Consider the following 17904-nt stretch of genomic DNA (forward strand, 5'->3'; position numbering starts at 1 on the left):
TCCACAATCCTGTGACGACCTGTTCGTTCACTTCAAAGCTATCCAATCCGACGGCTTCAAAAGCCTGAAAGAAGGCCAACAGGTTTCTTTCATCGCTACCCGCGGTCAGAAAGGCATGCAAGCTGAAGAAGTTCAAGTTATCTAACTTGTACTGATTTAGTAAAAAAAGCCCCGCCCTCAAAAGCGGGGCTTTTTTGTGCCCGTAGATTTTGTACTCGCTTGCGACACGTGCTTGCGACACCTGCTTGCGGCGCCAGCGGGAGCCGCAAGACTGGGCGTTACCAGGTCACCCCAAAGCCTGCGGTGTAACGGGTCTTGCTGAAGTCGGCATCATCGGAACCGCTGATGATATCGCGCTCGGCCTTGAGGTTGAGCGATGCCCAGTCCGTGACCTTGTAACGCAAGCCCAGCTCGGCATCGAGGGCAAAGTCGGCGACGCCCGACAGCGGCTTGCCGACTTCACCATTGGTGAAGAATTCCACCGACCTGCCGATCAGGTAACGGTTGTAATCCCACTTCATCGCCAGCGAATAGAAGTTGTCTTTGCCGCCGTCCGAATATTCGTAGTCGGTGCGGTTCAGCAGTGAGCCGAGGGAGAACGCACCCAACTCGTCATCCCAGAACTGGTAGCCCGGACCGGTACCGACCGTGCGCTGGCGGGAGAGGTCCTCGACCTTGTCGCGCTTGTAGGTCAAACGCCCCTGCCAGAACCATTGATCGGTAATGAAGCGATCAAGGGAGTACTCGGCCCGCCAGTTGTCGGTAGTCACGACCTCATCCTGGAACTCGCGGTTGTATTCACCTTCTGCGGTATGACGCCATTTGCCATGTCGGGCGGAAGTCTTGAAATCCACGTCATAGTCGTCGGTGTCATTTTCCGCCCGCTGATAATCCAGGGCGACATCGACATTGCCCTTCCACACCAGATCCTCGACCACTGGCTTAGGCTTGAGAATCTGCTGGATACTCGCCAATTCGACGGTCTTGGGGGTTTCGCCATTGGCCAAGGTGACCTTGCCCTCATCGGCCGCCTGCAGGGACTTGGCTTTTTCACCAGTGTAGGCATCCTGCTTGACCAGCAGCTCCTGGTCACTTTCCAGGGTCTTGACCTGTTTCCAGTCGATCGGGATGGCTCCAGCGTATTCGGTCTGGATCAGCAGTTTGCCGCCGTCAAAGAGCTTGATCTTGCCACTCAGGCGATCGCCATTCTTTAACCAGACGGTGTCGCCGAGTGCAGGAGCGCAGGCACTGATAGCGGCGAGGCAGAGCAGAATTCTGGACGGCATAAACAAGGACAAGCCTCAGGTTCGCGAAAAAAAGGCGGTATTATCCCTATAGAGAAAGCCTGAGCAAGGACTGACCGGGGTATTTGTGATGAGTTCATTTATCATTGCGTGATCGGCGCTTTACTCTACCAGCGGTGCAGCGCCTGCCCGTCAAGGAACCCAACACGTGAGCGACTGCGAGAACCAACCTCAGGACCCGGCACAAATCCGCCGAACGGCACTCTACCTCACCCTGGCCCAAGTGCCCGAAGGCAAGGTAGTGAGTTACGGCCAACTCGCCGAACTGGCCGGCCTGGGTCGGGCTGCGCGCTGGGTCGGGCGCACCCTGAGCCAATTGCCCGGCGACAGTAAACTGCCCTGGCACCGCGTGCTCGGCGCAGGCGGACGTATCAGCCTGGCCGTCGGTACCCCCTCGGGCGACGAACAACGCGCGCGCTTGCGAGCCGAGGGCATCAGTATCCAGAACAATCGTGTTGATATTCAGCGCCATGGCTGGCGTCCGGTAGAGCACAGCGGTTAGAGTGCGCGCTTTGTTTCCGCAATTTTGAGGCAGACTCCAGCCCATGCCCCGTAAAACCTGGCGCGCCGCGCTCGCCGCTTATGCCAGCCCCTCGACGCTCGTGCTGTTGCTGCTGGGTTTCGCCGCCGGCCTGCCCTACATGCTGGTATTTTCGACGCTTTCCGTCTGGCTGCGCGAGGCCGGCGTGGCCCGCGAAACCATTGGCTATGCCAGCCTGATCGGCTTGGCCTACGCCTTCAAATGGGTGTGGTCGCCGCTGCTCGACCAATGGCGCCTGCCCTTGCTCGGCAAGCTCGGCCGTCGTCGCTCCTGGTTGGTGCTGTCCCAAGCTTTGGTGATTCTCGGCCTGATCGGCATGGGCTTCTGCGACCCGCAAAAACACCTGTCCTGGCTGATCGCGATCGCGGTGGTGGTGGCTTTCGCCTCGGCCACCCAAGATATTGCCGTCGACGCCTACCGCCTGGAAATCGCCGACGACACGCGCCAGGCTGCCCTCGCCGCCAGCTATATGTCCGGCTATCGGGTGGCCGCCCTGCTGGCAACTGCCGGCGCACTGTTCTTTGCCGAAGGTTTTGGCTCCACCGGCTTCAATTACCAGCACTCGGCCTGGACCGGCACCTACGTGCTGTTTGGCCTGTTGATGGTCCCGGCGTTGCTGACCAGCCTGTTCATGCGCGAACCGCCCGTACCCTTGCGCACCCAGCTGTCCGCCGGACGCTACAGTTTTGTCCACCAACTGGCATCGGTGTTCGTGCTGATTGTGTTGCTGGTCTCGGTACCGGCGATGTGCACCCAGCTCTACAACACTGACTTTGCCAGCGTGCTGTTCGGCGACACCAGCCTGCTCGACTTGCTGCTCGAAGACCGCGCCTTCCTGCGCGCCATCCTCTACATCACCCTCACCGGCATGTGCCTGTCGACCATGGGCCGCCGCGGCCTGGCGCCTGTGCTGACGCCAATCAACGACTTCGTCATGCGCTATCGCTGGCAGGCATTCCTGCTGCTGGGGCTGATTGCTACCTATCGGATGTCCGATACGGTGATGGGCGTCATGGCCAACGTGTTCTACATCGACCTGGGCTTCACCAAGGACCAGATCGCCGGTGTCAGCAAGATTTTCGGCCTGATCATGACCCTGGTGGGTGCCGGCATGGGCGGCCTGCTGATCGTGCGCTTCGGCATCCTGCCCATACTGTTCATCGGCGGCGCGGCGTCGGCCGGAACCAATATCCTGTTCGTGATGCTCGCCGACATGGGCGCCAACCTGCAGATGCTGATTGCCACCATTTCGCTCGACAACTTCAGCTCGGGCCTCGCGACGTCGGCCTTCGTGGCCTATCTGTCGAGCCTTACCAACCTGAAGTTCTCCGCCACCCAATACGCCCTGCTGAGCTCGATCATGCTCCTGCTGCCGCGCCTGATCGGCGGTTATACCGGGGTCATGGTGGAAAAATTCGGCTATCACGACTTCTTCATCATCACCGCCCTGCTCGGCGTGCCGACGCTGATCCTGATCGCCATACACTGGTTCCAGGAAAGCCGGCGCGAAGGTCCGACCCCGACACCTGGGCCCGTGACGAACACCAGCACCCTCGAAGAATCCTGACAAACGCCCGGGGTGCGGGGCTTTCCCCGCCTCAGGGCGACACCACGGACCGCACGCCTGTACGCCAGCACATCTCGCCCGTACAATGCTCCGTCATTTCTAGTCTTCAGCAACCGACAACGGCCTACCATGCGCACCAGTCAATTTTTGCTCGCCACACAGAAAGAAACGCCTTCCGATGCGGTCGTCATCAGCCATCAGCTGATGCTGCGCGCCGGCATGATCCGCAAACTCGCCTCGGGCCTGTACACCTGGCTCCCCATGGGCCTGCGGGTAATGCGCAAGGTAGAAGCGGTCGTTCGCGAAGAAATGAACGCCGCCGGCTCTCTTGAAGTGTTGATGCCGAGCACTCAACCGGCTGAGCTGTGGCAGGAATCCGGGCGCTGGGAAGAGTACGGCCCTGAGCTGCTGCGCTTCAAGGATCGACATGGCCGCGATTTCTGCGCCGGTCCGACCCACGAAGAAGTGATCACCGATCTGATGCGCAACGAGTTGAGCAGCTATAAACAGCTGCCAATCAACCTGTTCCAGATCCAGACCAAATTCCGCGATGAAATCCGCCCACGCTTCGGTTTGATGCGCGGCCGCGAATTCATCATGAAGGACGCCTACTCCTTCCACGCCGACCAGCCTTCGCTGCAGGTCACCTATGACCGCATGCACCAGGCTTACTGCAACGTATTCACGCGCCTGGGCCTGAAATTCCGTCCAGTTGAGGCGGACAACGGTTCGATCGGTGGCGCCGGTTCCCACGAGTTCCACGTTCTGGCCGAATCCGGCGAAGACGACATCGTCTTCAGCAACGGCTCCGACTACGCAGCCAATATCGAAAAAGCCGAAGCCGTGCCACGGGAAACCTCCCGTCCTGCGCCAAGCGAAGAGCTGCGCCTGGTGGATACACCAGAGACCAAGACCATCGCGGCACTGGTGGAAAAATTCAATCTGCCGATTGAAAAGACCATCAAGACCCTGATCGTGCACGCCGAAGAAGCCGGCAAGCTGGTTGCCCTGGTCATCCGTGGCGACCACGAACTCAACGAGATCAAGGCCGCTAACCAGCCTGGCGTTGCCAGCCCGCTGGTCATGGCCGGCGACGCCGAACTGCGTGACGCCATCGGCGCCGGCGCTGGCTCCCTGGGCCCATTGAACCTGCCGCTGCCGATCATCATCGACCGCTCGGTGGAGCTGATGAGCGACTTCGGTATCGGTGCCAACATCGACGACAAGCACTACTTCGGCGTCAACTGGGAGCGCGACCTGCCGGTTCCAACCGTGGCCGACCTGCGCAACGTCGTGGCCGGCGATCCAAGCCCGGACGGCAAAGGCACCCTGGAAATCAAGCGCGGCATCGAAGTCGGGCACATCTTCCAGCTGGGCAACAAGTACAGCAAAGCGATGAAGTGCGAAGTGCTGGGCGAGAACGGCAAGCCGGTGACCCTGGAAATGGGTTGCTACGGCATTGGCGTGTCCCGCGTGGTCGCAGCTGCCATCGAGCAGGGCAACGACGAAAAAGGCATCATCTGGAGCGACACCCTCGCGCCATTCCAGATTGCCCTGGTACCGCTGCGCTACGAAACCGAACTGGTACGCGAAGCCACCGACAAGCTCTACGCAGAACTGACTGCGGCCGGCTTCGAAGTGCTGCTGGACGATCGCGACAAGAAAACCAGCCCGGGCATCAAGTTCGCGGACATGGAGCTGATCGGCATTCCTCACCGGATCGTGGTCAGTGATCGCGGCCTCGCCGAAGGCAACCTGGAATACAAGAGCCGTACCGAGGCCGAGCCGCAAGCGCTGCCGGTCGCTGACGTACTGTCGTTCCTTCAGGCTCGCATCCGCCGCTGACACCAGATAGAGAAGTCATGTTCAAGCGAAACACCTTAAGCCTCGGTGGTGCTGCCCTGTGCAGCACCCTGCTGCTCAGCGGCTGCGCCAATCAAATGTCACAGCGCAGCGAGCACGAGGAACGTATCGAGCGCAAACTGCTCGATCACAGCCTGCAGATCGATGTCGGTGAGCCTAAGGTGCTTGAGCTGCCGCAACGCCGAGTGCGGATTCATGAACAGAAGACCTTCGAAGTCACCGAGTTCGAAGTCACCCGGCGCTACGACCGCTACACGCCTTACCAACCCTGGCGGGAGGTCTATGAGATTCCGCTGGGCGCGGTCGCAGTGGTGGCAGGCGTCGGCGCCAACGTGGTCAACGTGTTTGCCCTCGGCAACCTGCCGGACAGCGTCACCAAGGACTGGATCAGCTACGGTTTTGCCGGGCTCAACCCGTTCATGAACGTGCAGTCCCACGGTCGAGCGCAACAGAACCTGGCGGGCATTGATGAAGTCGAGCGGGAAAAACGCACGGAATACTCAAGCCTGCCCTGGAGCGAACGCCCGGTAGAGGTCAAGACCGGCAAGCAGACCTTCGAGCTCACCACCGACCGCAATGGCGTGCTGCGCTTGAACCTGCTGGACAGTCCGTTCTCCGAACATGACCTGAGCCGCATCAGCAAGCTGCAGATCTCTGTCGCAGACGCCCAGGATGACGTGCACAGCGATTCCTCGCTGGCCATCAGCGGCAATTTGCGCGGCAAGCTGCTGGAAGCCCACGAACTGATTTACGACGACCTCGAAGATGACGAAGTGAGCCAGTGGGTGCACCGGGTCAAGCGCCTGTCGGAACTGGGCCTGGAAGAAGAGGCCAGCGAATTGGAGCAGAGCCTGATCGAACTGACCCGCAACGATCCCGAGTTGCAGAGTGAGTTCCTCAAGTCGCTGACCAAGGATGCCGGGCGCCTGGTGGCGGATCCGGGCGTCAATTAGTACCGCAAATGTTCGCGGGCAAGCCCTGCCCGCGACTACTTTCTAGCGCCCGAACAGGTCCAACTGCTCGAACCCACCGCGCAAATCCTGCAATCGCACGCCAATCCCCAACAACCGCACCGGCTTGCCACCCCGATTGAACGCCTGAGTCAGCAACAGCTGATAACTGCCCAGGTCACGCCCTGCCCCAGCCTGTTCCAGGGTGGTCTGGGTAAAGTCATGGAACTTGACCTTCACGAACGGCTTGCCCGGACGGTAACTGCTGTCGATGCGCGCCATGCGTCCATTCAGGCTTTCCAGCAGCTCGGGCAGCTTGTCCAGGCAACTGACCAGGTCGGGCAGGTCGACATCGTAGGTATTCTCCACGCTCACCGATTGCCGGCGACTGTCGTTTTGCACCGCCCGCTCATCAATCCCACGAGCCAGACTCCATAAGCGCTCGCCAAAACTGCCAAATTCGCGCACCAGCGCCAGCTTGTTCCACTCGCGCAGTTGCAGGCAATCGACGATACCCAGGCGCGCCAGCTTGTCCGCCGTGACCTTACCGACGCCATGCAACTTGCTCACTGGTAACTGTGAGACAAAATCTTCGACCTGATCCGGCGTGATCACGAACAGTCCGTTGGGCTTTTTCCAGTCGCTGGCGATTTTTGCTAAAAACTTGTTTGGCGCCACCCCGGCCGAGACCGTGATGTGCAACTGATTGGAGACGCGCCGGCGGATGTCCTGGGCAATCCGCGTGGCGCTGCCGGCAAAATGCCCACAGTCGGACACATCCAGGTAAGCCTCATCCAGCGACAACGGCTCGATCAGGTCGGTGTAATCGCGAAAGATCGCCTGGATCTCCTTGGATGCCTCGCGGTAAGCGTCCATGCGCGGCTTGACGATGACCAGGTCCGGACACAGCTTCAACGCATGGCGCGAAGACATTGCCGACCGTACGCCATAGGCCCGGGCTTCATAGTTGCAGGTCGCAATCACCCCCCGTCGATCCGCGGAACCACCCACCGCCAGCGGTTTACTGGCCAGCGTTGGGTCGTCACGCATCTCGATGGCTGCATAAAAGCAGTCACAGTCGACGTGAATGATTTTGCGTTGAGTCATAAAAGGCGGTGTTCGCTGAAGGAAAAAGGACAAATATCAGTCAGATCACCAGTATCTCACTGACACCTGTATATAGCACCAGTGCTTTTAATCTTCTGTTACAGCAGGCAATAGCGCCAGGATGGATTTAATTTATTAATCGAAATCAGACCATCAATAGAGCTGAGAGCCTTACGGGGCAAGCCCTGCAGCCCTCCAGGCATCTCCCGCATAAGCGCTAAGCGCTTGAACAGGAACAGATTTTTCTCAGTTAGCGGTTGACACCCCAGCGATCCTCTGTAGAATGCCGACACACAGACGCGGGATGGAGCAGTCTGGTAGCTCGTCGGGCTCATAACCCGAAGGTCGTCGGTTCAAATCCGGCTCCCGCAACCAAACATCAAAAAAGGCTACTCGAAAGAGTGGCCTTTTTTGTGCGTGGGTGTTTTTGCCCACAGCCTTTGAAGACATAACCGAGACGCGACAAATTCTCGTTATGCTTCTGACACTTAAGTGCAGCCCCCGCGTCTTCCCAGGGCAATTTACGTTTATTTGACCCAATCCACGATTAACGGTTGACACCCCTGCGTTCCTCTGTAGAATGCCGCCACACAGACGCGGGATGGAGCAGTCTGGTAGCTCGTCGGGCTCATAACCCGAAGGTCGTCGGTTCAAATCCGGCTCCCGCAACCAAACATCAAAAAAGGCTACTCGAAAGAGTGGCCTTTTTTGTATCTGCAGAAAAAGTCCTTTCGCAACAATGGCCTGGCAAGGTACTGCGAACCTTTGCCGCCCTCCCAGATCCATCAAGCTATGCTCAATCGCAGGCGACCCTTCCAGCATTGAATCGCGCCCACGCGCCAAGGCTCAATGACAGGCGTCAGTATTTGTAACTTTTTTTTACAACAGGGATTGGTAACTTGGCTGGATACCCCCATCCTGTCGCGCACAATCCAAGAGGTGATTGATGCGCGCCAACTCGTCTGATTCACAAGACACCGTCACTGCGACCCAACCGATCAAAGCCACACGCCTGCATTGGCTGGATCTGCTCAGCAAGTACCGCCAGCCCATCGGCCTGGCCGTGACCTTGCTGCTGTTCGCGATTGCCTTGATTGCCTGTCGCCATCTATTAAGCGAACTGGATCTCTACGCCCTGCATGACTCCATCCTGCAAGTGCCACAACCGGCCTTGCTCGGCGCCCTGGGTGCAACGATCGTCGGTTTCATCATCTTGCTCGGCTATGAGTGGTCGGCATCGCGCTATGCCGGTGTAAGCCTGCCGGCCCGCAGCCTGATGTTCGGCGGCTTCAGCGCATTTGCCATTGGCAACGCCATAGGCCTGTCATTGCTCTCGGGCGGCTCGGTGCGTTACCGGCTCTACGCGCGTCACGGCCTCGGGGCTTCGGAAGTTGCCCACATGACCCTGTTTGCCAGCCTGTCCCTGGGCTGCGCCCTGCCCCCGCTGGCAGCCCTGGCGACCCTGAGCAACCTGCCGGCCGCCTCTGCCGCCCTGCACTTGTCCGAGGCCCTGCTGGGCGGCATGGCAATTGCCGTGCTGCTGCTCTGTGCGGTCCTGGCGATTGGCATCTACCGGCGGCGCCTGCCCGAGCAACCCTACCCGGACAACCTGCTGGTGCGTTCCGGGCGCCGCACCCTGCGCCTGCCGGGCCGGCGCCTGACCTTCCTGCAACTGATCATCACCGCGCTCGACGTCGCCGCGGCTGCCACCGTGTTGTATCTGCTGCTGCCGGAAACCCCGCCATTCGGTGCATTCCTGCTGGTCTACCTGCTGGCCCTGGCCGCGGGCGTGCTCAGCCACGTGCCCGGTGGCGTCGGCGTGTTCGAGGCCATTCTGCTGGCAGCCTTTGCCGACAAGCTGGGCGCCGCGCCGCTGGCCGCCGCCCTGCTGCTGTATCGCCTGATCTATGTGATCCTGCCAATGCTGGTGGCCTGCCTGCTGCTGTTGATCAATGAGGCCCAACGCCTGTTCAACAGCCGTGAGGCGCTGCGCACCGCTTCCGGCCTCGCCGCGCCGGTGCTCGCGGTACTGGTGTTCCTGTCTGGCGTGGTCCTGCTGTTTTCCGGCGCCACACCGGAGATCGACACCCGCCTGGAACACATCGGCTTTCTGATCCCCCATCGCCTGATCGACGCCTCGCACTTCGGCGCCAGCCTGATCGGCGTACTGTGCCTGTTGCTGGCCCAGGGCCTGCGCCGGCGCCTGTCGGCCGCCTGGATGCTCACCACCGTGCTGCTGCTGGCCGGTGCCTTGCTGTCGCTGCTCAAGGGCTTCGACTGGGAAGAAGCCAGCCTGCTGATCCTGACGGCCAGCCTGCTGGCGATCTTCCGCCGCTCGTTCTATCGCCCCAGTCGCCTGACCGAACTGCCCTTCTCGCCGCTGTACCTGGTGGCCAGCGTGTGCGTGTTGGCTGCGTCGATCTGGCTGCTGCTATTCGCCTACCAGGATGTGCCCTACAGCCACCAACTATGGTGGCAGTTCACCCTGGATTCCGATGCACCGCGCGGCTTGCGTTCGCTGCTCGGTGCCGCGGTGCTGCTGGTGGTGGTGTCGCTGACCTGGCTGCTGCGCACTGCCCGCCCGGCCATTGACCTGCCCGACGCCACTGACCTGGCAAAAGCGCAGAAGATCCTGATGGCCTCGGCCCAACCGGACGGCGGCCTGGCCCTGACCGGGGACAAGGCGTTGCTGTTCCACCCCAACGGCGACGCCTTCTTGATGTATGCCCGGCGCGGCCGCAGCCTGGTTGCCCTGTACGACCCGATCGGCCAGCCGCAGCAGCGTGCCGAGATGATCTGGCAGTTCCGCGACCTCTGCGACCTGCATCACGCCCGCCCGGTGTTTTATCAGGTGCGCGCAGAAAACCTGCCCTACTACATGGACATCGGCCTGACCGCCATCAAGCTCGGCGAAGAGGCGCGGGTCGACCTGCTGCGCTTTGACCTCGAAGCCAAGGGCAAGGAGATGAAGGACCTGCGCTACACCTGGAACCGCGGCACCCGTGATGGCCTGTCGTTGGAAATCCACGAGCCCGGCCAGGCGCCGATGGACGAGCTGAAAGTGATTTCCGATGCCTGGCTCACCGGCAAGAACGTGCGCGAGAAAGGCTTCTCCCTGGGCCGCTTCAGCGATGACTACCTGAAGCACTTTCGCATTGCGATCATTCGTTTTGAGGGGCGCCCGGTGGCATTTGCCAACCTGCTCGAGACCTACAGCCACGACCTGGCCAGCCTCGACCTGATGCGCGCGCACCCGGACGCCCCCAAGTTGACCATGGAATTCATGATGGTCGGCCTGATTCAGCATTATAAGAACCACGGCTATGCACGCTTCAGCCTGGGCATGGTGCCATTGTCGGGCTTGCAACCCCGGCGTGGCGCGCCACTGACCCAGCGCCTCGGCTCGATGGTGTTTCGCCGGGGCGAGCAGCTCTACAATTTCCAGGGGCTGCGCCGCTTCAAAGACAAGTTCCAGCCTGACTGGGAACCTCGTTACATGGCCGTGCCCGCCGGACTCGATCCGCTGGTGGCACTGGCCGATACCGCCGCCCTGATTGCGGGCGGCTTGACTGGATTGGTGAAACGCTGATGATTCAACGCTCCTGGCGGTATGTATTGGCCACTCTGGTGGCACTGGCTGTGATCCTTGGCGGTGGTTACTGGTACTGGAACCGTCCAGCCCCACAACCCACCGTGGAACTGTTGACGCCGGCTGACGGCGCGCCCATGACCCGGGTCATTCCGGGCACCCAGGCGCGCGCCCAGGTGATCGTCGCGGTCAATGCAGAGCAGAAGCTCAGCGACACCCAGTTGATCACCCTCAGCCGTGGTGGCGCGGCAGAAATCGTCCAGGTGATCCTGCCCAAGGACTGCATGCTGCAAGGACGTGCCCTGCAGTCGGCGCTCAAGCAGCTCAACGGCCCAGCCACCCTGGTCAGCGGTATCGGCCCGGGCGCAGTACTGGCGTGGCGCTGGCTGGCCGAGCAGAAGGACGACAAGTCCCAGGCGGTCTCGGTCGACCTGGCCCTGGAGAAACCCGGCTGCACCCACCTGCTGCCAAAAAGCGCCGCCCACGGCCACTGGCTGGTAGCGTGGAACGATAACCCCGACGACACCAGTGCCGGTTTCGTACGGGACCAGGCCAATGCGCAAACCAGCATCAGCGACTACGACATCAACCTGCCACAGGTGCTGAACAACGAACTGCGCAAGCTGCTGATCGGTGCCGACAAGGGCAATGGCGGCCTGAACATTCCGGTGGTCGAAGTGCCTGCCGGCCAGGCCAAGGACACCGTCACCCTGTTCCTCTCCGGCGACGGCGGCTGGCGCGACCTGGACCGCGACGTGGCCGGTGAAATGGCCAAGATCGGCTACCCGGTGGTTGGCATCGACACCCTGCGCTACTACTGGCAGCACAAAAGCCCCGAGCAGAGCGCCATCGACCTCGCCGAGCTGATGCAGCACTACCGGCAGAAATGGGGCACCAAGCGCTTCATCCTCACCGGCTACTCATTTGGTGCCGACGTCCTGCCCGCCATCTACAACCGCCTGGCGGAATCGGAGCAGCAACGGGTCGACGCGATCATCCTGCTGGCCTTCGCCCGCACCGGCAGCTTCGAGATCGAAGTCGAAGGCTGGCTCGGCAACGCCGGCAAGGAAGCCGCCACCGGCCCGGAAATGGCCAAGCTGCCCGCCGCCAAAGTGGTGTGCATCTACGGCGAGGAAGAAGCGGACGAGAGCGGCTGCACCGATAAGACTGCCGTGGGCCAAGCCATGAAGCTGCCAGGCGGGCACCACTTCGACGAAAACTACCCGGCTCTGGCCCAGCGGTTGGTGGATATCATCGAGAAGCGCCAGGGCGCTGACAAGGTCGCTGAAGACTGAGTGCGCCCCCCAACAAAAAGCCCCCGCTATCGCACGATAGCGGGGGCTTTTTGTTACAACTGACCGACCTCGGCGCTGACCGGCGAACTACATCTCCACCTGCGTCCCCAACTCAATCACCCGGTTCAGCGGCAGATTGAAGAAGCGCAGGTTGCCGTTGGCGTTTTTCAACATGAAGGCGAATAGCGCTTCGCGCCAGCGGGCCATGCCTTCGAGCTTGGAGGCGATCACCGTCTCGCGGCTGAGGAAGTAGGTGGTGCGCATCGGGCTGAAGTCCAGCTCATCGAGATGACACAGCTTCAGCGCCTGCGGCACGTCCGGCTCGTCGACGAAACCAAAGTGCAGGATCACCCGGAAGAACCCTTCGCCGTGCGCCTCGACCTCAAAGCGCCGCGCTGGCGGTACCCGTGGGATGTCTTCGTAGACCACGGTCAGCAGCACTACCTGCTCGTGCAGCACCTGGTTATGCAGCAGGTTGTGCAACAACGCGTGGGGCACCGCGTCCGGGCGTGCGGTGAGGAACACCGCCGTACCCTGGACCCGATGGGGTGGCTGCACACGGATGCTGCTGATGAAGATCGGCAAAGGCAGGCCGCCCTCGTCCATCCGCTCGACCAACAGTTGTTTACCGCGTTTCCAGGTGGTCATCAGGACGAACAGCGCCAGACCGGCGATTACCGGAAAGGCCCCGCCCTGGACGATTTTCGGCACGTTGGCAGCGAAATACAGACCGTCCACCAGCAAGAAGCCCAGCAACACCGGGACGGCGAGCAGTGGAGGCCATTTCCACAGCAACAGCATGACCGCCGACACCAGGATGGTGGTCATCAGCATGGTGCCCGTCACCGCCACCCCGTACGCCGAGGCCAACGCCCCGGAGGATTCAAAACCGAGTACCAGCAGGATCACCCCGACCATCAGCGACCAGTTCACCGCGCCAATGTAGATCTGGCCCTGTTCGGCACTGGAGGTGTGCTGGATGTGCATGCGCGGAATGTAGCCGAGCTGGATCGCCTGGCGGGTCAGGGAGAACGCCCCGGAAATCACCGCCTGGGAGGCAATCACCGTGGCCAGGGTCGACAGGCCGACCAACGGAATCAAGGCCCAGCTTGGCGCCAGCAGATAGAAGGGGTTGCGGGCCGCGCTCGGATCGCCGAGCAGCAATGCGCCCTGACCGAAGTAATTCAGCACCAGCGCCGGCAGTACCAGGATGAACCAGGCGCGGGCAATCGGCTTGCGGCCGAAGTGGCCCATGTCGGCGTACAGCGCTTCAGCACCGGTCAATGCCAGCACCACCGCACCGAGGATTGCCACGCCCATGCCCGGGTGGACAATGAAGAAGCGCACACCCCAGACCGGGTTCATCGCCTGCAGCACTTCCGGATGTTGCAGGATGCCGTAGACACCCAGCGCGCCCAGCACCAGAAACCAGGTGACCATGATCGGCCCGAACAGAATGCCGATACGCGCAGTGCCATGGCGTTGGATCAGGAACAGCGCCACCAGCACCACCAGCGACAGTGGCACCACCCAGTGGTCAATGCCGTCGAATGCCAGTCCCAGGCCTTCAATCGCCGAGAGCACGGAAATCGCCGGGGTAATCATGCTGTCGCCATAAAACAGCGCTGCGCCGATCAGCCCACAAACCACCAGCAAGGTGCGCAATCGGGCATGCCCGGCCGCCGCTCGCCGCGCCAACGCGGTCAAGGCCATGATCCCGCCTTCGCCCTGGTTGTCGGCACGCAGGACAAACATCATGTACTTGATCGACACCACCCAGATCAACGACCAGAAGATCAGCGCCAGAATCCCCAGGACGCCGTCATGGTTGACCGGTACGCCATAGTTCCCGGAGAAGACCTCCTTGAGGGTGTACAGCGGGCTCGTGCCGATATCGCCGTAAACCACCCCAACTGCCGCCACCAGCATGCCGATCGGCTTGGCCGCCGAATGTTCGGAACCTGCCGCCTGACTACTTGCCTGCCCCATCCACCACCCCTACTACCCAGACCCGGACTGCCTTGGAAAAGCACGACGCTTTATCGTGCAGCATGCGCTGTTTTACTTTCCGTTACAGACGTTTTGTTGACTGTAAGAAATCGGCAAAGCCCAACGGCGCGAAGCATAGCGCAGCACTCGTCGTATTTCCCTGCATAAAGCTGGTCAAGTGGGCCGACCATCGCTAGAATTGCGCACTTTTTGATCAGAGGCTAATCGTCCTGCCTCGCGAATACTGCTGTTTTTTGACGGCGCCTGCTGTTGCCATGCTGCGTTGCCGCTTCTCGCCATAGCCAGCTATGACTCGGCGCGGCGCCTTGCCTGGCAACAACAGTCACTCGTCAAAAAGCAGCAGTATTCGCGAGGCAGGACGCCAAGCGCCCGTCTGTCGCCTTGCCGTTCCCGGCTGGAGGCGTCACAAATACCGAGGTTAGACATGTCCACCACTCCTGCGTCGGCCAACCCCAAGGTTGGCTTCGTATCCCTGGGTTGCCCAAAAGCGCTGGTCGACTCCGAGCGCATCCTTACCCAACTGCGTATGGAAGGCTATGACGTCGTGTCCACCTATCAGGACGCGGACGTCGTGGTGGTCAACACCTGTGGCTTCATCGACTCGGCCAAGGCCGAATCCCTGGAAGTGATCGGCGAAGCCATCAAGGAGAACGGCAAGGTCATCGTGACCGGCTGCATGGGCGTCGAAGAAGGCAATATCCGCAACGTGCACCCAAGCGTGCTGGCCGTCACCGGCCCGCAACAGTACGAGCAAGTGGTCAATGCCGTGCATCAGGTCGTGCCGCCACGCCAGGATCACAACCCGCTGATCGACCTGGTGCCGCCACAAGGCATCAAGCTGACCCCGCGCCACTACGCCTACCTGAAGATTTCCGAAGGCTGCAACCACAGCTGCAGCTTCTGCATCATCCCGTCGATGCGCGGCAAGCTGGTCAGCCGCCCGGTGGGCGATGTGCTGGACGAAGCCCAGCGCCTGGTCAAATCCGGCGTCAAGGAACTGCTGGTTATCTCCCAGGACACCAGCGCCTACGGCGTTGACGTCAAGTACCGCACCGGGTTCTGGAACGGCGCGCCGGTGAAAACCCGCATGACCGAACTCTGCGAAGCCCTCAGCACCCTCGGTGTCTGGGTGCGCCTGCACTACGTTTACCCGTACCCGCACGTCGACGAGCTGATCCCGCTGATGGCCGCTGGCAAGATCCTGCCGTACCTGGACATCCCGTTCCAGCACGCCAGCCCGAAAGTCCTCAAGTCGATGAAACGCCCGGCCTTCGAAGACAAGACCCTGGCGCGCATCAAGAACTGGCGCGAAATCTGCCCGGACCTGATCATCCGTTCGACCTTCATCGTCGGCTTCCCTGGCGAAACCGAAGAAGACTTCCAGTACCTGTTGAACTGGCTGACCGAAGCGCAACTCGACCGCGTGGGCTGCTTCCAGTACTCGCCGGTAGAAGGCGCACCGGCCAACGACCTGGACCTGGAAGTAGTCCCGGACGACGTCAAGCAGGACCGTTGGGAGCGTTTCATGGCGCACCAACAGGCCATCAGTTCGGCACGCCTGCAAATGCGCATCGGCCGTGAAATCGAAGTGCTGGTCGATGAAGTCGACGAGCAAGGCGCGGTCGGCCGCTGCTTCTTCGATGCCCCGGAAATCGACGGCAACGTATTTATCGACAACGGCAGCAACCTCAAGCCAGGCGATAAAGTCTGGTGCAAGGTGACTGATGCCGACGAGTACGACCTGTGGGCTGAACAGATCTAAGACAGGGCATCCCCTACGGATTGCTCTGACTCCAAAAAGCCCCGCTCTTTTTCATGAGATGCGGGGCTTTTTTACGGCTATCGTTTGCTTATCCACTAAAAAGAGGCAGGCGGGCATGCGTCAGCATTCGGTCATCCACACACCGACACTCAGCGATTATCAGGAACTGACCCAGGTCTGGGAGGCATCTGTGCGTGCGACCCACGATTTTCTGCCAGACAGCTACATCGAGTTGCTGCGCAATCTGGTGCTCACCCGCTACCTCGACGCGGTGATGCTGATCTGCACCCGCGACAAACAGCAGCACATCAGCGGCTTCGCCGGGGTTGCCGCCGGCAAGATCGAAATGCTCTTCATCGCCCCCCAGCATCGTGGTGAAGGCCTGGGCAAACAGTTGCTGCAGTACGCCATGCAACACCTGAATGCCGATGAACTGGACGTCAACGAGCAGAATCCGCAGGCCCTGGGCTTCTACTACAAGCAAGGGTTTGAAGTGATCGGACGCTCGGCAGTCGACGGCATGGGCCAGCCCTATCCGTTGCTGCACATGCGTTTGAAGCAGTCCAGGCCGCAAGCCCTGCGCGGCTAAAAGCCACACAAGGCAAATGGACCCGCGATTAACCGGCGCGAGGCAGGTACAATGCCTGCCCCCTTTTTGTTACGGCCCTGTCATGACTGACCCGATTCGTCTTTCCAAACGCCTCATCGAACTCGTCGGCTGTTCCCGTCGGGAGGCTGAGCTGTTCATTGAAGGCGGCTGGGTCACCGTGGACGGCGAAGTCATCGACGAGCCGCAGTTCAAGGTCGATACCCAGAAAGTCGAGCTCGACCCTGAGGCCAAGGCCACTGCGCCGGAGCCGGTGACCATCCTGCTGCATGCTCCTGCGGGCATGGACGTGGAGAGCGCCCAGCAATTGATCAGCGCCGACACCCTGAGCGAAGAGCACCGTTTCAGCAAGCGCCCGCTCAAGGGGCATTTCCTGCGCCTGACCGTCAGTGCCGACCTGCAGGCCAACGCCAGCGGCCTGCTGGTGTTCACCCAGGACTGGAAGATCCTGCGCAAGCTCACGGCCGACGCGAGCAAGATCGAGCAAGAGTATGTGGTCGAAGTCGAAGGCGACATGGTCGCCCACGGCCTCAACCGCCTGAACCACGGCCTGACCTACAAGGGCAAGGAATTGCCAGCGGTCAAAGCCAGCTGGCAGAACGAAAACCGCCTGCGCTTCGCGATGAAGAACCCGCAACCGGGAATCATCGCCCTGCTCTGCCAGGCGGTCGGCCTCAAGGTCATTGCCATCCGCCGCATCCGTATCGGCGGAGTTTCCATCGGCAAGGTTCCGCTGGGCCAATGGCGCTATCTGTCCGCCAAAGAGAAATTCTGAGGCTGCCACTCATTTCGGTGTCGCCGGTACCGGCAACGCCCACAGCTGAATGATCAGGACTGCACACATGATTCATAACGACGTACTGCGCAGCGTGCGCTACATGCTCGACATCAGCGACAACAAGGTCGTCGAGATCATCAAACTCGGCGGCATGGACGTCACCAAGGAAGACCTCGTTACCTACCTCAAGAAAGACGAGGAAGAAGGTTTCGTGTTCTGCCCCGACGACGTCATGGCGCATTTCCTCGATGGCCTGGTGATCTTCAAGCGGGGCAAGGACGAAAGCCGTCCGCCACAGCCGATCGAAACGCCGGTGACCAACAACATCATCCTGAAGAAACTGCGCGTGGCCTTCGAACTGAAGGAAGACGACATGCACGCCATCCTCAAGGCCTCCGAGTTCCCGGTGTCCAAGCCGGAGCTGAGCGCACTGTTTCGCAAGTTCGGCCACACCAACTACCGCCCGTGTGGCGACCAGTTGCTGCGCAACTTCCTCAAGGGCCTGACCCTGCGCGTCCGTCCGCAGTAAGA

The 17904-nt window shown here is 60.9% G+C and carries 14 protein-coding genes and 2 tRNA genes; 13 read left to right on the plus strand and 3 right to left on the minus strand.

All coding sequences use genetic code 11. From position 1 onward, the window contains the following. On the plus strand, nucleotides 1-145 hold a 145-nt coding region (locus ACIOVD_RS12690), incomplete at its 5' end, for a cold-shock protein (protein ID WP_401128075.1). 133 nt (nucleotides 146-278) lie between these two features. Here ACIOVD_RS12690 and ACIOVD_RS12695 read toward each other — a convergent pair. Continuing rightward, on the minus strand, nucleotides 279-1286 hold the full coding sequence (locus tag ACIOVD_RS12695; protein WP_159994079.1) for a DUF481 domain-containing protein: 1008 nt from the start codon (nucleotides 1284-1286) through the stop codon (nucleotides 279-281). 166 nt (nucleotides 1287-1452) lie between these two features. Here ACIOVD_RS12695 and ACIOVD_RS12700 point away from each other — a divergent pair, with 166 nt between their 5' ends. The 4 genes from ACIOVD_RS12700 to ACIOVD_RS12715 all read left to right on the plus strand — a co-directional run bounded on the left by ACIOVD_RS12700 (nucleotide 1453) and on the right by ACIOVD_RS12715 (nucleotide 6228). Then, on the plus strand, nucleotides 1453-1806 hold the full coding sequence (locus ACIOVD_RS12700) for an MGMT family protein (RefSeq protein ID WP_095166919.1): 354 nt from the start codon (nucleotides 1453-1455) through the stop codon (nucleotides 1804-1806). A gap of 43 nt (nucleotides 1807-1849) precedes the next feature. Further along, nucleotides 1850-3412, plus strand: a complete 1563-nt coding sequence (locus ACIOVD_RS12705; protein ID WP_095166917.1) for an AmpG family muropeptide MFS transporter — start codon at nucleotides 1850-1852, stop codon at nucleotides 3410-3412. Between the two features lie 129 nt (nucleotides 3413-3541). Continuing rightward, entirely contained in the window at nucleotides 3542-5257 is a 1716-nt protein-coding gene (locus ACIOVD_RS12710) for a proline--tRNA ligase (protein ID WP_095166915.1), read from the plus strand. Between the two features lie 17 nt (nucleotides 5258-5274). Further along, nucleotides 5275-6228, plus strand: coding sequence for a hypothetical protein (locus ACIOVD_RS12715; RefSeq protein ID WP_095166902.1), 954 nt, complete (start codon nucleotides 5275-5277; stop codon nucleotides 6226-6228). 42 nt (nucleotides 6229-6270) lie between these two features. On the opposite strand, the gene dinB is transcribed toward ACIOVD_RS12715, so the two are convergent. Then, entirely contained in the window at nucleotides 6271-7332 is a 1062-nt protein-coding gene (gene dinB / locus ACIOVD_RS12720; RefSeq protein WP_095166900.1) for a DNA polymerase IV, read from the minus strand. Between the two features lie 298 nt (nucleotides 7333-7630). On the opposite strand from dinB, the gene ACIOVD_RS12725 reads away from it, so the two are divergent. The 4 genes from ACIOVD_RS12725 to ACIOVD_RS12740 all read left to right on the plus strand — a co-directional run bounded on the left by ACIOVD_RS12725 (nucleotide 7631) and on the right by ACIOVD_RS12740 (nucleotide 12216). Next, nucleotides 7631-7707 (plus strand) — tRNA-Met (locus ACIOVD_RS12725). Between the two features lie 220 nt (nucleotides 7708-7927). After that, nucleotides 7928-8004 (plus strand) — tRNA-Met (locus ACIOVD_RS12730). Between the two features lie 274 nt (nucleotides 8005-8278). Next, nucleotides 8279-10921, plus strand: a complete 2643-nt coding sequence (gene mprF, locus ACIOVD_RS12735) for a bifunctional lysylphosphatidylglycerol flippase/synthetase MprF (protein WP_401128004.1) — start codon at nucleotides 8279-8281, stop codon at nucleotides 10919-10921. After that, nucleotides 10921-12216, plus strand: a complete 1296-nt coding sequence (locus ACIOVD_RS12740; RefSeq protein WP_095166896.1) for a virulence factor family protein — start codon at nucleotides 10921-10923, stop codon at nucleotides 12214-12216. Before mprF ends, ACIOVD_RS12740 begins: the two co-directional genes overlap by 1 nt. Before the next feature lie 87 nt (nucleotides 12217-12303). On the opposite strand, the gene ACIOVD_RS12745 is transcribed toward ACIOVD_RS12740, so the two are convergent. Next, nucleotides 12304-14205, minus strand: a complete 1902-nt coding sequence (locus ACIOVD_RS12745; RefSeq protein ID WP_095166894.1) for a potassium transporter Kup — start codon at nucleotides 14203-14205, stop codon at nucleotides 12304-12306. Between the two features lie 445 nt (nucleotides 14206-14650). Here ACIOVD_RS12745 and rimO point away from each other — a divergent pair, with 445 nt between their 5' ends. From rimO to ACIOVD_RS12765, 4 genes are all read left to right on the plus strand, one after another. Continuing rightward, nucleotides 14651-15988, plus strand: a complete 1338-nt coding sequence (gene rimO / locus ACIOVD_RS12750) for a 30S ribosomal protein S12 methylthiotransferase RimO (protein ID WP_095166890.1) — start codon at nucleotides 14651-14653, stop codon at nucleotides 15986-15988. A 115-nt stretch (nucleotides 15989-16103) separates the two neighbouring features. Next, nucleotides 16104-16577, plus strand: a complete 474-nt coding sequence (locus ACIOVD_RS12755; protein ID WP_095166887.1) for a GNAT family N-acetyltransferase — start codon at nucleotides 16104-16106, stop codon at nucleotides 16575-16577. An 82-nt stretch (nucleotides 16578-16659) separates the two neighbouring features. Next, a complete protein-coding gene (locus tag ACIOVD_RS12760) occupies nucleotides 16660-17370 on the plus strand; it encodes an rRNA pseudouridine synthase (RefSeq protein WP_401128009.1) in 711 nt (236 codons plus the stop codon). A 67-nt stretch (nucleotides 17371-17437) separates the two neighbouring features. Further along, nucleotides 17438-17902 (plus strand): DUF1456 family protein, encoded by a 465-nt coding sequence (locus ACIOVD_RS12765; protein WP_095166883.1) that lies wholly within the window; start codon nucleotides 17438-17440, stop codon nucleotides 17900-17902. The last annotated feature ends 2 nt before the right edge of the window (nucleotides 17903-17904 follow it).

The sequence above is a fragment of the Pseudomonas sp. NPDC087626 genome, assembly GCF_044743405.1.
GTDB lineage: Bacteria > Pseudomonadota > Gammaproteobacteria > Pseudomonadales > Pseudomonadaceae > Aquipseudomonas.

What these genes read in the sequence shown, in the direction of transcription:
- ACIOVD_RS12695 (WP_159994079.1), bottom strand. Translation starts at nt 1,286, where the DNA reads ATGCCGTCCAGAATTCTGCTCTGCCTCGCCGCTATCAGTGCCTGCGCT.
- ACIOVD_RS12705 (WP_095166917.1), top strand. Translation starts at nt 1,850, where the DNA reads ATGCCCCGTAAAACCTGGCGCGCCGCGCTCGCCGCTTATGCCAGCCCC.
- ACIOVD_RS12710 (WP_095166915.1), top strand. Translation starts at nt 3,542, where the DNA reads ATGCGCACCAGTCAATTTTTGCTCGCCACACAGAAAGAAACGCCTTCC.
- ACIOVD_RS12715 (WP_095166902.1), top strand. Translation starts at nt 5,275, where the DNA reads ATGTTCAAGCGAAACACCTTAAGCCTCGGTGGTGCTGCCCTGTGCAGC.
- dinB (WP_095166900.1), bottom strand. Translation starts at nt 7,332, where the DNA reads ATGACTCAACGCAAAATCATTCACGTCGACTGTGACTGCTTTTATGCA.
- mprF (WP_401128004.1), top strand. Translation starts at nt 8,279, where the DNA reads ATGCGCGCCAACTCGTCTGATTCACAAGACACCGTCACTGCGACCCAA.
- ACIOVD_RS12740 (WP_095166896.1), top strand. Translation starts at nt 10,921, where the DNA reads ATGATTCAACGCTCCTGGCGGTATGTATTGGCCACTCTGGTGGCACTG.
- ACIOVD_RS12745 (WP_095166894.1), bottom strand. Translation starts at nt 14,205, where the DNA reads ATGGGGCAGGCAAGTAGTCAGGCGGCAGGTTCCGAACATTCGGCGGCC.
- rimO (WP_095166890.1), top strand. Translation starts at nt 14,651, where the DNA reads ATGTCCACCACTCCTGCGTCGGCCAACCCCAAGGTTGGCTTCGTATCC.
- ACIOVD_RS12755 (WP_095166887.1), top strand. Translation starts at nt 16,104, where the DNA reads ATGCGTCAGCATTCGGTCATCCACACACCGACACTCAGCGATTATCAG.
- ACIOVD_RS12760 (WP_401128009.1), top strand. Translation starts at nt 16,660, where the DNA reads ATGACTGACCCGATTCGTCTTTCCAAACGCCTCATCGAACTCGTCGGC.
- ACIOVD_RS12765 (WP_095166883.1), top strand. Translation starts at nt 17,438, where the DNA reads ATGATTCATAACGACGTACTGCGCAGCGTGCGCTACATGCTCGACATC.